Below are 15,735 nucleotides of genomic sequence, written 5' to 3'. Positions count from 1 at the left end.
TTAGTTATTAACCTCCAATGACTTATATGAATATAAATTATCCTTTTTAATTACAAGCACCTCTGTGTTAAAACTTCCTTCTACTTTTTTGCCTTCTAGGTTGTCCATTATTATATCTACAGCTTTGTATCCCATGTTATAAGGCTCCTGTACTATGGTGGCATATACTAATCCTTTCTGTATGTTATCCATAGTTTCTGGCAGGTCATCAAAACATATTATACATACCTTACCTTCTAGATTCATACTAGAAACAGCCTTAGCTGCACCAACTCCATCTAATGCAGACGTGCAATATAATGCTTTTATACTATTATTTTTTGTAAGTATTCTTCTAGCACTTAGTTCAGCTTCTAACAAATAGGATCCTGAAGATTCAACGCTGGCTATATTGAGATTAGAATTATTTTGTAAATAATCTCTAAATCCATTTACTCTTTCCTGCTGATTTTTCACTTCAGTTCCTCCCATAATTATGCCAATATTTCCTTCCACTCCAATATAGTTAACTAACTCTTTTGCAGCTACAGCCCCAGCATGGAAATTATCTGTACCAACATAAGCGCTTCTCTTACTGCTTTCCGCATCTGCATCAACAGTAACTACAGGTATAGAATTATCAACGGCCTCATCAATATAAGGGATGTACTGTTTTTCATCTTGAACATAGGTAATTATTCCAGCAGACTTGGCCATCACAGCCATATCTATATATTTAGTACCTTCTTTTACACTTGCAGCTTTAGGCCCCTCATATTCTATAATAGCTCCTCTCTTTTTCGCAGCATCTTCAGCTCCTTTTTTTATATACTGCCAGTAGGGATTAGTATATACATGAGAAATAAGAACTATTTTCGGTTTCAAAGCGAATTCTTTCTTTTCTGTATTAAGGGACTTTTTAAAATAGCTTAAACTGAAGGATAATAATAAACATATTAAAATTAAAAAACCATACCTAAATTTAAAACTTTTCATTCAGCACCACCATCAAAATTTCATCCGATGACTACCCACTCTAATATTCCTATTTTATTCAAAATAGGAATAAAGAGTGGATACGTCCCTGGATTCGTTAAACTAAGAATCAGGTGGGGTTTTAAACTCCATCTGATTCAAGTTTCCACTTCATAATTAAATTACTTTTTCAGTTAAATAAAATAATTTTCCCATAGGCAATAAAACTGCTCCAAATACAGAAGCATTTCCTTGTAAATTTGAAAATGAAATTTTACATTCTTCTTCGTCATAGAAACTATTTTCTTGAAATATTTTTTTCTTTAAGTCAGTTTCTATTAACGTTTTATAATTGCTAGGTAGCTCTCCACCTATAATTATATTTCTAGGGTCCAACATTAGTATTATATTTTTGATACCTTCAGCTACATAATCTATATAATTATTCAATATTTTCTTTGCTTCTAAATCCCTTTTAGTTAATTCTAAAAAATCATTTAAATTCATATCTAACTTATTAAATTTCTTAGTATATTCATTAATTAGTGCCTTTTTAGAGGCGTATAATTCCCAACATCCTCTTTTACCGCAGTTACATCTTTCCCCATCTTTAATAATAGTCATATGACCAAATTCTCCAGCACGTTTATTATGACCTTTATAAAGGTTATCACCAATAATTACTCCAGTACCAATACCTTCAGTAATAGAAATAAAAACTAAACTACTTATAATACCATTAAAATTAATAAAGGATTCTGCATAGGCTGAAGCATTAGCTTCATTTTCTATGAAAAGTGGAAATTGAAAATTACACTGAAAATCTTTGAAATTTATATTTTTCAACTTCAAGTTCGGAGCATTTTCTAAGAGTAAGTTTTTTTCATCTACTGTACCTGGTAATGAGAATCCTATACCTAGTAGTTTATCTATAGGTATATCATTAGTATTTAAAATACTATCTGTTTCTTCTTTAATCCTTGAAATCAAATTTTTTAAGTTATCTGATTGCTCAGTCATATAAAAAGAACTTTCATCTATTATGTCAAAATTAAGATTTGTCAAAATAATCCTAACCTGATCTTTTGTTATACATACTCCGAAGGAATATCTTGAGTCTGGAAGAAATCTTACTATTGTTGGTTTTCTTCCTCCAGAGGATTCTCCAACTCCTGCTTCATCCAAAAAACCTTGTTCTATAAGTTCCTTAACATTACTTATGACTGTTGGAATACTTATCTGAAGAGCTTTAGATATGTCTTGTTTAGTCATCTGTTTGTTTCTATAAAGCAGTTGAATTATCTTCTTTTGATTCAATACCTTTATAGTTTCTTGATCTATAGCCTTTAATTTATTCATATATTAATTCTCAATCCTTTTCTACCCGCTTTATAAAGTTAATAAACATCTGGAACTAACCCCTTAATTCCAGATGCCTACAACAATTAAAAACTTATTTTACAAACTGCTTATTTCATCAAATTTATCTTTTAAACATCCATAAAGTGATGAATACACATTATATACCCTATTGTATTTTTCAACATTTTCTTTAATTGGTTCAACAGTATCTGTTATATTTATAAGCTTATGACAAGCTTCATCTACGGAGTTATATACTCCACATCCTACCGCTGCTAGTATTGCTGCTCCATAGGCTGGGCCTTCCTTTGAATTTATCATACTTACCTTTAAATTGAAGATATCTGCAAGTATTTGTCTCCAAAGTCTGCTCTTAGAGCCTCCTCCACTAACTCTTACTTCTTTAACTTCAACATTTAGGCTTTTAAGTATTTCTAAAGAATCCCTAAGTCCAAAGCAAACACCTTCTAAAACAGCTCTTGTCATCTCTCCTCTTTTATGAGTTATGCTTAATCCTATAAAGCTTCCCTTTGCATTTGGATCACTATGAGGTGTTCTTTCTCCCATAAGATATGGTAAGAATAAGAGTCTATTGCTGCCTACAGGAGCAGCTTCTGCTTCAGAAAGCAATTTTTCAAAAGCATCTCCTTCGATATCTGAGTTAACATTTTCTACCCACCACTGAAGTGAAGCTGCTGCAGAAAGCATAACGCCCATCTGATGCCATTTTCCATTTGCATGACAGAAGGAATGAAGTCTGTTTTCTTTATCTACAGCAAACTTTTCATCACAAGCGAAGACTACACCAGAAGTTCCCAGTGCAACTGATAAAATTCCAGCATCTACTGTACCTGTTCCAACTGCACCTGCAGCCTGGTCTCCCGCTCCAGCAGTTACTAATGTTTTTATTGATAATCCTGTTTCTCTAGATGCTTCTTCTGAGACATTTCCTATAACTTGCCATGATTCATAAACCTTCGGTAAAACTGCTTCATCTATCTCTAATAAATCTAACATTTCCTTTGACCATTTTCTATTTTCTACATCAAGCATGACTGTTCCAGCTGCATCTGACATATCAGAAGCAAAGCTGCCTGTAAGTTTAAAGCTTATATAGTCCTTTGGCAGCATCATATGTGCTATTTTACTATATATCTCCGGTCTGTTCTCTTTAACCCATAATACTTTTGGGATTGTAAATCCAGTTAAAGCTTTATTTCCTGTATATTTTGAAAGCTTGTCTTGGCCAAATTCATTATTTAGATAATCACATTGTTTTTGTGTTCTTTGATCACACCATAGAATGGCTGGCATTAAAACATCATTCTTTTCATCAAGTAAAACTAACCCATGCATCTGTCCACTAAAGCTTATTCCATTAATTTCTTCTGGTTTTACAGTGCCTCTGCCTAATATTTCTTTTATACCTTCCTTAGTGCCATTCCACCAATCCTCTGGATTTTGCTCTGCCCATCCAGCCTCAGGATAACTTACATCATAGCTTTTTGAAACACTTTCAACAACTTTTCCGTCTTCATTCATTATTATAATCTTTACAGAAGAAGTTCCTAAATCTATTCCTAAAAAATTCATAAATTTTCCTCCTTTTCATATCAGTTTATATTTGTGTATATCTAACTGAATTTAATAACTAGGTTAACTAAATAATCTTATTTATCTACGTAGAGAACTATACCAGAAAGTTGACTTATTCGGAGGCATATGTTACCAGAACTGAAAGCACATATAAAAACTTTTTTATTAATCTTAGCGAAGTATTTTAGAAAATCTTAGAAGCTTTTATATGTTTGAGGTACGAGTTTGTAAAAGTTTCTTAGATTTTCAAAATACTGAGCTTTAGATTAATTAAAAGTTTTTATCGTGCCGAAGTCTGGTAATATAGCCCGCAGAACAAGTCAACTTTCGGCCGTATTTCTCTGCATTATTTAAAAGGATTTTCTGTTTTGTAAAGCATGCCTTTTGGTTGATTAAATCCTAATTCTTTAACACCTAAATATCTAAATAAATTGTAAATTGCTTTTCCATAGTGTCCAAAAGCAACTGCACCATGATGTGGATATCTCTTCTCTATTAATACATGGCGATAGAATCTTCCCATTTCAGGGATCGCAAAAATACCAATAGCTCCAAAGGAACGAGTTGCAACAGGTAAAACTTCACCTTCTGCCACATATGCTGTTAACTCTGCATCTGCATTGCTTTGTAAACGGAAGAAGGTAATTTCTCCAGAGATAATGTCTCCTTCAAGTGTTCCTCTAGTTATGTTTGGCTCTTGATTTGGTTCTAAAGCTCTTGCCATAATCATTTGGTTTTTCATAGTACCAGCTGTTAACTTACAAATTGCTGTGTTACCGCAGTGGAATCCCATAAATGTATCTTTTAATGTATAATCGAATTTTCCTTTAATTTCTGATTCGTATATGTCAGCAGGTACTGTATTATTAATATCAAGTAATGTTACAACATCCCCACTTATACAAGTTCCAATATATTCACTTAATGCACCATAAATATCAACTTCACATGCTACAGGAATTCCCATTGCTGCTAAACGGCTGTTTACGTAGCAAGGTACAAATCCAAATTGTGTTTGGAAGGATGGCCAGCACTTATTTGCAAAAACAACATATTCTCTTGAACCTTTATGTTCTTCCATCCAATCTAATAATGTAATTTCATATTGAGCAAGCTTTGGTAAAATACCAGGCATCTTGTTTCCTTCTCCTAGCTCTTTTTCCATGCTAGCAATTACTTCTGGAATTCTTGGATCATTAGCATGAGCATTAAATGCTGCATATAAATCAAGCTCTGAGTTTTCTTCTATTTCAACACCTAAATTATATAATTGTTTAATTGGTGCATTACAGGCTAAGAAGTCTTGTGGACGAGGTCCAAAGGATATAATCTTTAAATTCTTTAATCCAAGTAAGGCAGTAGCAACTGGTACAAATTCTCCAATCATATCTGCAACTTCAGATGCTGTGCCAACTGGATATTCAGGAATATATGCCTTTATATTACGAAGTGCTAAATTGTAACTCGCATTTAACATTCCACAATAAGCATCTCCACGACCATTAATTAGATTGTCCCCTCTTTCTTCAGCAGCAGCAACAAACATTACTGGTCCATCAAATTGCTTTGCAAGTAAAGTTTCTGAGGTTTCAGGACCAAAGTTTCCAAGGTATACTACAAGTGCATTTACCCCAGCTTCTTTAACTTCTGCTAATGCTTTTTCCATATGCTTTTCGTTTTCAACAGTTGTCAAGCATTCATAAATATCTCCCTTAGATGTTTTGTAAGCTTCTACTACAGCTTTTCTACGACTAACTGATAACTCCATTGGAAAGCAATCTCTACTTACTGCAACAATTCCTAATTTCACTTGTGGTACATTTTTCATAATATATTCCTCCAATTTATTTTAATTTTTTTCTTTTATAATACTTTTTTATTTTAATGAAATATTTTCTCCCACTAGACCTATAAATGCTCCTTGTTCACCTAAATCAGTATCTTTGTGACCAATTAACCATTTATTTTTAGCAAATAATAGTGCATCTTCACCAGATTTATTAATTTTATTTTCTAAAGGCAAATTGGTATCCTTTGGTAATACAACAACACATTTAAATCCATTTTCATTTGCATTACAAGGTGCATAATGAAGAGTAGTTGCATATACCTCTATCACTGTTCCTGCTGGAACAAAGAAAGCTTCTATCTTTGAAGTATCATATAAGTAATCGTCTTCAATATCCTGCTGACAACCTAATAGTAATATAAGATCAGTTACTGCAGCATTTATTTCAGATGAACGATGGTATTCCACTGCATTTAGTAAGTAATTATTACCATTACAGTATCCTATTTGAATTGGTAATTCGCCGAATTCTCTTATTCTTAACTCTTCAGCAATTTTTAAATCTTCCAGTTCTTTAACTGATGGTTCATATACAACATCACTTGGTAATGGTGTCTCTTTCATTTTTTCAATTAATTCAGAGAAGTCATAACCTTTCAAAACTTGTCCATATTTTTTAAACTCATTATCAGTAACTTTTTTAATGATCATATATATCCTACCTTTCATTCAATTAATATTTATTATAAGTTGTAGGCTTTATAAACCAACTTTATAAATATACTTTATAAAATGACTTTATTAACTATATTTTACTCTACTTTTTTCTTTTTATCAATATATTTTTGTAAATGTTTTTATTATTATTTTAATAAAACGTTTTTAGTGTTGTATTTTTCCAATATCAATATGTTTTTACCTTGAAAATGCAAAATTAAACTCTCTAAGCAAAATAATATTAATTAAGCCCATTGCAAAAAGAGAGTCGTGTCAACGACTCTCCCTATAAAAAATAGGCTGATACATCCACCAAATCAGCCTTGGTACGTACTTTTATAAGTTTGCAACCACTTATTATGTGGCTGCAAACTTATAAAAACTATTGAATAATATTTCTACGCTTTCTTGCTTTATAAAATACTACTATTATCACTACAGATATAACTGTTAACACAAAAATACTATAATGCTTCATAATCACACCAATATATTCCCAGTTGCTTCCTATAAAGTATCCTAAAGAAATAAGTAATGTATTCCAGACAGCTATGCCTATTAAGGAAAACACTATGAAAATTGTGAAATCTAATTTAGTACTACCTGCTATAATTGAAATATAGGTTCTTGTAAGGGGAACCAATCTTGTAAACAGCACTGTAGATTTACCATACTTTTTAAACCAAGTATCTATATACTCTATACTATGGTTACTTTTAGGAAACTTTTCTTTCATCTTTTCTAACAGTGAAGCCCCTCCATAATATCCTATAAAATAACAAATAATAGAACCAACTAATCCTCCAATTATACTTGAAACTAATGCCCCTAAAAATGTAATTTTTCCTTGTGCTGTAATAACTCCTATAAAAGGAAATATAATTTCACTAGGCATAAAAGGTAAACAGGCATATTCCATTGCAGCAATTACTGTCACCGCTCCATAACCTAGTTCTTCAAATAAATACATAAACTTATTTGTTAAAACACTTACTAATTCTATGACAATCATCTCCTTAGTTTAATCAAATTTGATTAAAATTACTTATTTTGAACAAAATAAAAAGACTTTATAGCTATAAAGATTTATATCTATAGAGTCTCACAAAACATATTATGTTATCAAAGCCGGGATTAATTTCCGTAATGACGACCTTGAATCCTGTTATAATACAGGCAGTTACTCCCTCTGCATATAGTTTTTTATATCATATGTTGTATATATATTAGCTATATTAACACGATTCAATTAACATGTCAATAATCATAAAATTGATGACATTTATATATCATTTCTATATTCTAAAATATCACCTGGTTGGCAGTCCAAAGCTTTGCATATTGCCTCTAAAGTTGATTTAATACAATAATTGGTGAAATGCTACAAAAGGTGTTATAATTGATATATTCATGTGAAAATAGTGTTATAAAGAATATATGCTGAACAAGATACTTGAATAAGGTCTAATGCTTTATCTAGTTTTGTTTTACTTGAAGTTACAATAAACACTATTGAACGAAACCAAGGCTTAATAGAAATTTAGGAATAAGGAGGAATTTAGAATGGTTGATATTATTAGAAGAAAGCTTTCCCCGCCAGTAATACCAAGACAGTAGAATTTATCGTTACTGTTAGGTATTTGTAAAAAGTTCTCTAATAAACAATAGATTCTACTGTATGAGAAAGTTTATATCTTATTTATGTAAAAATATCATATTAGTAGAAAGTGGGAACTTGAAATGAAATTTAAAATATATTTTATCTTATCAATGATGATCTTCGGTACAATTGGAGTTTTTGTTAGATATATTGACTTAGCCTCAAGCGAAATAGCTCTTCTGAGAGGTTTTATAGGTAGCTTGTTTTTGCTAGCCATTACTATAGTTAACAAGCAAAACATATCTTGGACAAACGTTAAGAAAAATATTCCTGTATTGTTATTATCCAGTTTTGCATTGGGATTTAATTGGATATTTCTTTTTCAGGCATATAAGTATACAACCATTGCAAATGCTTCTTTAAGTTATTACTTTGCTCCTGTTTTCGTCATTGTTATATCACCAATTGTATTGAAAGAAAAAATCTCACTGAAAAAGGCCGTATATATAAGTATTGCGGTATTTGGAATGTTTTTAATTGTACAGAATAGTGGAAATGGCAATGCAGAATATAATCATTTATTGGGTATTTGCTATGGGGCCACTGCAGCGATATTTTATGCAACCTTGATGTTGACTAATAAGTTCATTAAAAATATGAATGGTTTAGAAACCACATTGTTGCAGTTGTCATTAGCAACTATAATGCTTATACCTTATGTTTTTGTAACGGAGGGAGTTAACCTATTTCCAGTAACGGGTTTTTCAGTTGTATGCATTATCATATTGGGAGTAATTCATACTGGACTGGGATTTTATCTATTCTTTTACGGAATGAAGGGGTTAAAGGGTCAAAGTATTGCTGTATTGAGCTATATAGATCCAGCAACATCATTATTTGCTTCATTCATTGTTTTTGGCGAAAATATGACAGTGCTTCAGATTATAGGTGCTGTACTGTTGCTAGGCTCGACATTTATAAACGAAATAAACAAAAACTATGATCATTCTATTAAAGAAAATAAGCATTGTATTGAATAAGCTGAAAATAAATAAGTATAGAAATTGTCTTATTTAACGTAACAACTAGAAAAATGAACAAGAGCTGTTTTAAGCTTTATTGGCTAATGTAAAATACCGAACTTTAACAAAAATAAAGCATGTGGTATATAATAACTAATATTATTCACCACATGCTTTTTAAAATTATAGTTTTAGCAAGCAATAGCCTTTAGTTATTACTACAAATCTTTTGTAAGAACTTATTTACCTATTAAGCTTACTTATCTCTTTCCCGCTTCATAAGAATAAGAGTAGATTCAATTCCACTATTCAGTGCAGAAATACAACGAGCGTCTGGGAATACTTTCTTCGCCATATTAGTGAGTGTCTGACCTGGCCCAAGCTCTACAAATAATCTAACACCTCGTTCAAACATTGATGTAGTAGCTTCATGCCATCGGACGGGATTTGCAACTCCAATTGAAAGGTCTTGTCCAATTTCTTCAGCTTTTCGAAGCACTCTTGCTCTACAATTGCCTATAAATAATGCTGTTGGAGCTTTTAATGGGATAGCTGCCATTTTGCTTGCTATTTCATTAGAAACCTTTTCAAGGAGTTCACAATGAGATGGTACACTTACCTTTAGAAGCCTGGCCATATGGGCTCCCACAGAAAGTGCCAATGTAAATACTGCTTCGATTGCCGATATGCTGCCTGCAATTGTGATTTGATCCTGTGCATTTAAGTTTGCGATGAAGACTGGTGAATCTGTTGTATTTACTTTATCTACTAATGAACTTACACGTAGTTCATCAAGCCCAACAATAACTCCCATGCCGTAACCTTTAGGATAGCTGTTCTCCATAAGTTTTCCTCTTAGTTCAACTACTGACAATGCATCTCTAAAATCTAATGCACCAGATACAACAGCTGCTGCAAAGGATCCTACTGAATGCCCTGCAACTATATCAGGAACCGCTCCCTCAGATTTTAACACTCGAGCTATAGCTACACCGGAAATAAGTAAGGAGAGCTGAACTGAAACAGTAGATAAAAGCGATTCTTTAGTATCTAATAAAAGTACATCTCTTCCTAAAACCAAGCTTGCTTCTTCAATAGTTTTTGTAACCATAGGATGTTTAGGCAGTTCATGAAGCATATTTGGTTGTTGTGAACCTTGACCTGGAAATAAAAATGCTGTGCTCATACTATCCCTCCAAATTTTCATTTTCAGACCATAGATTTTTAACTAATTTGGGTCCGTTAACAGTTCTAACTAAAACAGGACTATCGCCTCTTGCATACTCAGCTAAAGCTACACTTCCTTTTGGCGTTTCAAGTTGTATATCTACCTTGGTTGGCACGGTTAATAAGTCCTTTGTAATGTCCTTACCAGTTTTAACAGATAAAATGCTTGGTACTCTAATAACAACATCTAAGTCACTAGTAGGAGTTACAGTCTCTACTCCACTAGCCAATTCAAATCCAACACTTCCCGTAGGTCCCCAAGTGATATCATGGCTTCCTAAGATGCTATCCACAGCCTCAAGTGTCTTAAATATATGGGTTTCCCTTATATGTTTACTGGTTCTCCACAGCTTTCCTTCTGCTAATTGTTCAGGCGTTATGATTTTAACTATACTACTGCACAATATAGTGGCAGCACAGCGCTGACTTCTATTAGTACCCCGTATCCCTACTGGAACCATATCATTTATTAATGGAGCACAGCGCACCACCACAAGTGGCGCCCCTTTCACTGCTTCATTAATCCATGTAGAATCCGTAAAATCTCCAATAAGATCACTTACATCCTTAATCTTTAATAAATCATTAACCTTTAATCCCATTCTTCTTTCAACCTACTACGAACATTAATTCCAGCTGCTCTTCCTATAAGAGCCTTCTCTGAAGTAAGACGGTTACTTAAATCTCTAATTCCAGAAGTACGAGTCACTTCTATAGCTTTACACAGCTTTTCTTTTATGATTTTAATGTGTTCTGCATTTGGTTCTGCAACATCAATTCCACTAACTAATTCTTCTAGAGTTCCTAAAGTTGAATATGATTGAATATCATAAGCTATAGAAGGAACTTTTTTAGCTGCTTCATCTAATTCTTCTATTGTACGCTTAGTAATTCTAGCAGCAGATTGCTTTGACATTGCATGTACTAGCACCCCTGGATCATCTAATGCAATAATTCTATTTGCTTGATATCCGTGTGTTAAAAACGCTCCTGATATAGCAGGTCCAACTAATAGAGAAACAATTGGATGACCAGCATATCTTGCTGAAGCATAGGCATCAACAGCACCTGCACAAGACTGGAATATACCAAGTAATTCTTCCTTATATCCATAAGCTTGGCTTGGTACATCTACTACTGCAATTATTGGACGCTTCTTTTCTTTATTAGCATCTTCCTCCATTGCTTCTTTTACATACTTAGCAATAGTCCACCCTTCTTCAAGACCAACTTCTCCTTTGCGAGCTCTTGGGAAACGACCGTTTGGATTAGGTACTACAGCAATATAACGAACTAGTTCATCCCCTAGCTTACCATCAGCACATAATACTGATGGTACAGCTCCTACCTTTAGATTGTCTACGCCTGTCAATTCTTCAAACCAGATTCTTCCTCTGCTCATCATCTTTTCATTTTGTTCAGCGTCTTCTACATCTTTACTTGTTTCTTTTTCTAAAGGTTCATCCTCTACCCACATTTTACGAACTTCCATTGGGCTTAAAGGTTTAGTTGGATCAACAGTATTAATACGTGAAAGATAAAGATCTATTTTTTTACTTCTTAGTTTAGAAGGCTTTCCCTCCTTTACTGCTGCTCTAACCGCTTCAGAAATATCATTAATATCGTCTTCAGTAAGGATATCAGCAAGTCCTATAGCCTGACGTTGAGCTCCACCAATAGTATTCCATATTAATCTCTTATCACTAGCATCAAATTCGGCTACTCCTGCTTCCTGTTCAATAACTTCAGGTCCATTTAGTGTCATTCTTCCTTCACGGGTAATAATAATTTTGCTGAATAGACCTGCTGTCATGGACATTCCACCAAAACATCCTATTTTTCCTGGTATAACACCGATTACTGGAACGTAATTACGTAATGCAACAATTGCAGATTGAATTTCAGAAATTGATAGAAGCCCATAATTAGCCTCTTGAAGTCTAACTCCACCGCTATCAAGCACTATTACTGCATTAGTTTTTACACCTTTTTCATTATCATGAACCGCTATTTCTAATGCACCAGCAATCTTTGCTCCTGAAACTTCACCAATACCGCCGCCCTGGAAGGCACCTTCTATAGCAATAACAACTGCTCTCTCTCCTAAAATTGTTCCGCGAGCCACTACAACTCCATCATCACATTGTGGTACAATACCCTGTGGTTCTAAGTGTGGCGATTCAAATTTTTCAAAGGGTCCAAGCAATTCTCTAAAAGTTCCTTCATCAAGCAATGCTTTTGCACGATCACGTGCTCTAAGTTCTACAAAACTATCCTTGAGCTTTATCACTACTACTCACCTCCAAAGCTTGTAATAATCTCATTGTAACCATACCTGGTGTTGCACCAAAGTCATTAATTTCAATCTTTGCAGCAATGTCATTTGCTTGAAAAAATTTATCTAGCAACCCTTTCCATACTTGCCCAAACCCATCAAATCTAGTTCTTACTACAACATAAGCCTTTTTTTCTTCTATTGGCTCTAATAAAATTTCTAAATCTCCAGAACCTACTACTCCAACATATGCACGTTGTGGTACAGACTTTGTTGCAGAATACTCAAATGTCAACTTTTCCATATTCAGCTACCTCCAAATCTTAATCATTCACTTCATAATTATAAAACCACTATTTTACCAGCTTTGGAACTTAGCTGGTGGTTCATACAATCCTGAAGACCAAGTTACAAGATCATCAATACTCTTTGCTGCCAGTAAAGAACGTTTAGCATCTGTACGTCTTATCTTAAGATCTTCTGGGAAAGCTATTACTCCTGCTTTTCTTAATTTTTCTGTAACCTCTGGATTGTTTCTCTGTCCAATTGGAGTTACTCCAGCAACAGCAGTCAATGCCTGACGACGCTCTTCTAGGTTTTGAGCTTTATATAAATAAGCAATTCCTTCTTCTGTTACTACGTGTGTTACATCATCGCCATACACCATAACTGGTGCAATTGGCAATTTAGCATCTTGTCCAACTTTGATTGCATCTAATGATTCCACAAATACAGGCTTATTTCCCTGCTGGAAAGTTTCAACCATTTGGATAACTAGTTTTCTTCCACGCTGAATTGAACTTTCCCCTGTTATCATATTTAACCAAGCATCTGAAGAGTGTCTTCTTCCATGTGGATCTGATCCCATGTTAGGAGCTCCCCCATAACCTGCAAGTCTTCCAAGAGTAACTGTTGATGAATGACCATCAGCATCCATTTGAAGTGTAGATCCAACAAAGGCATCTACTGCATATTGGCCAGCAACCTGACACATTGCACGATTTGAGCGAAGACTTCCATCTTTACCGGTAAAGAATATATCTGGCCTTGCCGCAACATACTTTTCCATCCCTAACTCTCCACCAAAGCAGTGAATACTTTCTACCCAACCACTCTCTATAGCTGGAATCAATGTTGGGTGTGGATTAAGGACCCAGTTCCTGCATATCTTACCCTTTAATCCGAGTGATTCACCATATGTAGGAAGAAGTAATTCAATTGCTGCTGTGTTAAAGCCTACTCCATGATTAAGGGACTTTATATTATGACGTTCATATATTCCTCTAATAGCCATCATACCCATAAGAACATGCATTTCGCTAATTTGTCTAGGGTCTCTTGTAAATAATGCTTCTAATTGATATGGTTTGTCAGATACAACAACAAAGTCTACCCATGAACTTGGAATATCTACTCTAGGTAGTTCATCTGTTAGTTCATTTACTTGGGCTATAACAATTCCATCACGGAACGCTGTAGCCTCAACAATTGTTGGTGTTTCTTCTGTATTTGGTCCTGTATAAAGATTCCCTTGTGCATCCGCTTTATCTGCGGCAATTAAAGCTATGTTTGGTGTAAAATCAATAAATAATCTTCCATATAACTCAAGATAGGTGTGGATTGAACCAACATTCACCGTTCCATCCTCAATCATTTGGGCCATACGAAGACTTTGCGGTCCTGCGAAAGAGAAATCTAACTTGCTTGCAATTCCCTTTTCAAAAATATCAAGATGTTCGGGTCTTGATATGCTGGACATAACCATGTGTAGATTATTAACTTTATTTGGATCAACCTGATTTAGAGCAGCTGAAAGGAAAGATGCCTGTTTTTGATTGTTCCCTTCTAAGGCTACACAATCACCTGTCGCTATAAGTGCCTCAAGAACTTCTACAATTTTATTCGTTGGTATAACTCGTCCATTTACTAACTTTTCTACTTTAGCCATTTGGCGTGCTTTCTTATCACGACGAGTTGTCCATGAACGTTGTGAGTCAGTAATTAAACTGGATTGATTCATGATATCATTCCCCTTTCCTTATTTTCATTATAAACTTGATATATATATAACGTCTAATATATAATTATGTATAATATATATACATTTAAATGTATGAAAGGATAAGTTATGGAACTATTGCAACTTAAATATTTTCAGACAGTGGCTCGTCTTGAACATATGACGCGAGCTGCTGAAGAACTTCGCATTCCTCAACCGGCACTAAGCAAAACTATTTCTCTTTTGGAAAAAGAACTTGGTGTTTTATTATTTGATCGTCGTGGAAAATACATACATCTCAATGACTATGGTAGGACTTTTTTGACAAGAGTAGATCAAGCATTAGGAGCATTAGAGGACGGTAAACAAGAACTTAATGATTTGGCTGGAAAAACATTTGGCGAGGTTAAACTTGCAGTTCTTGCAGCCTCAAACCTTCTGCCAGAGCTTCTAGCCTCTTTTAGAAAGGAGCACCCACACATAAATTTTAATCTTATTCAGCATTTTCCAAGTCCGGCAGCAAGACCTGATTTTGATTTGTGTATATCATCACCACTTATGAAACTGGAGGGCACTAATAATATTCCTTTAATATCTGAAGAAATTTTTTTAGCGGTGCCAACAGAACATCCTCTAGCTAAGCGTGGTAGTGTAAAACTTAACGAAGTTGCTGGTAGTGATTTTATCAGTTTGAAACAGGGAAAGGTTCTTAGAGAAATAACTGATACTTTTTGTAAATATGCTGGATTCACTCCTCATGTAGTCTTTGAAAGTGATGATCCTGCAACTGTACGTGGTTTAATAAGGGCAGGCCAGGGTATTGCATTTATTCCTGCCATCACCTGGGGAGGTTCTACAGGCTCTTCTATGGTTCTTTTACATATTGAAGAACCTATATGTAAGCGTACTATATCACTAACATGCAAAGAAGAGCGATATCTTCCGCAAGCAGCACGCTTATTTCGTCAGTTTTCTATTGATTATTTTGCTAAGCTTGCCTTGGGTGATAGCAAAAGCTCAGACTAAAGACATCCCCACCATCCATATAATGATAAAAGCCGTACAATATACGGCTTTTACTCATGTAGTTGATATGTACGGTACAGGCTAAATGCTTCTTACTGCCATAATATTACTATAGGATATTTGTTACGTATTTCAATCAAACTATAAAATTCTTAGGTCACTTATTAG

Annotated in this window: 13 protein-coding genes and 1 pseudogene; 2 read left to right on the top strand and 12 right to left on the bottom strand. The window is 34.2% G+C overall.

Annotated features, from left to right (window positions below; all coding sequences use genetic code 11):
• The 7 genes and pseudogenes from CLMAG_RS19205 to CLMAG_RS30990 form a co-directional block, all read right to left on the bottom strand.
• A complete protein-coding gene (locus CLMAG_RS19205) occupies positions 1–975 on the bottom strand; it encodes a sugar-binding protein (protein WP_066626385.1) in 975 nt (324 codons plus the stop codon).
• Between the two features lie 156 nt (positions 976–1,131).
• Positions 1,132–2,313, bottom strand: coding sequence for an ROK family transcriptional regulator (locus CLMAG_RS19200; protein WP_066626383.1), 1,182 nt, complete (start codon positions 2,311–2,313; stop codon positions 1,132–1,134).
• A gap of 99 nt (positions 2,314–2,412) precedes the next feature.
• Complete coding sequence (xylB, locus tag CLMAG_RS19195) at positions 2,413–3,909, bottom strand: xylulokinase (RefSeq protein ID WP_066626381.1); 1,497 nt, start codon at positions 3,907–3,909, stop codon at positions 2,413–2,415.
• A gap of 349 nt (positions 3,910–4,258) precedes the next feature.
• Positions 4,259–5,740, bottom strand: a complete 1,482-nt coding sequence (locus CLMAG_RS19190; protein WP_066626379.1) for an L-fucose/L-arabinose isomerase family protein — start codon at positions 5,738–5,740, stop codon at positions 4,259–4,261.
• A 48-nt stretch (positions 5,741–5,788) separates the two neighbouring features.
• Complete coding sequence (locus CLMAG_RS19185) at positions 5,789–6,412, bottom strand: DUF4867 family protein (protein WP_066626377.1); 624 nt, start codon at positions 6,410–6,412, stop codon at positions 5,789–5,791.
• A 388-nt stretch (positions 6,413–6,800) separates the two neighbouring features.
• Entirely contained in the window at positions 6,801–7,430 is a 630-nt protein-coding gene (locus CLMAG_RS19180) for a DedA family protein (protein ID WP_082832007.1), read from the bottom strand.
• Between the two features lie 270 nt (positions 7,431–7,700).
• Positions 7,701–7,775: pseudogene (locus CLMAG_RS30990) on the bottom strand (helix-turn-helix domain-containing protein); the annotation flags it as partial.
• Positions 7,776–8,158: 383 nt separating this feature from the next.
• On the opposite strand from CLMAG_RS30990, the gene CLMAG_RS19175 reads away from it, so the two are divergent.
• Positions 8,159–9,058, top strand: coding sequence for a DMT family transporter (locus CLMAG_RS19175; RefSeq protein WP_066626376.1), 900 nt, complete (start codon positions 8,159–8,161; stop codon positions 9,056–9,058).
• Positions 9,059–9,296: 238 nt separating this feature from the next.
• Here the strand turns inward: CLMAG_RS19175 and mdcH are convergent, their stop codons facing one another.
• From mdcH to mdcA, 5 genes are read right to left on the bottom strand one after another with little or no spacing between them, the layout of a single operon-like run.
• Positions 9,297–10,226 (bottom strand): malonate decarboxylase subunit epsilon, encoded by a 930-nt coding sequence (gene mdcH / locus CLMAG_RS19170; protein ID WP_066626375.1) that lies wholly within the window; start codon positions 10,224–10,226, stop codon positions 9,297–9,299.
• Between the two features lies 1 nt (position 10,227).
• Positions 10,228–10,869, bottom strand: a complete 642-nt coding sequence (locus tag CLMAG_RS19165; protein WP_066626374.1) for a malonate decarboxylase holo-ACP synthase — start codon at positions 10,867–10,869, stop codon at positions 10,228–10,230.
• On the bottom strand, positions 10,860–12,557 hold the full coding sequence (mdcD, locus tag CLMAG_RS19160; RefSeq protein ID WP_066626372.1) for a biotin-independent malonate decarboxylase subunit beta: 1,698 nt from the start codon (positions 12,555–12,557) through the stop codon (positions 10,860–10,862). Before mdcD ends, CLMAG_RS19165 begins: the two co-directional genes overlap by 10 nt.
• Positions 12,538–12,846, bottom strand: coding sequence for a malonate decarboxylase subunit delta (locus tag CLMAG_RS19155; RefSeq protein WP_066626370.1), 309 nt, complete (start codon positions 12,844–12,846; stop codon positions 12,538–12,540). The genes mdcD and CLMAG_RS19155 overlap by 20 nt, the downstream gene beginning before the upstream one ends.
• Positions 12,847–12,900: 54 nt before the next feature.
• Positions 12,901–14,562, bottom strand: a complete 1,662-nt coding sequence (gene mdcA / locus CLMAG_RS19150; RefSeq protein ID WP_066626368.1) for a malonate decarboxylase subunit alpha — start codon at positions 14,560–14,562, stop codon at positions 12,901–12,903.
• 108 nt (positions 14,563–14,670) lie between these two features.
• Here mdcA and CLMAG_RS19145 point away from each other — a divergent pair, with 108 nt between their 5' ends.
• A complete protein-coding gene (locus CLMAG_RS19145; RefSeq protein ID WP_066626367.1) occupies positions 14,671–15,567 on the top strand; it encodes a LysR family transcriptional regulator in 897 nt (298 codons plus the stop codon).
• Positions 15,568–15,735 lie beyond the last annotated feature (168 nt).

This window comes from Clostridium magnum DSM 2767 (assembly GCF_001623875.1).
GTDB lineage: Bacteria > Bacillota > Clostridia > Clostridiales > Clostridiaceae > Clostridium_AM > Clostridium_AM magnum.
This window is presented reverse-complemented; position numbering and strand designations above follow the sequence as displayed.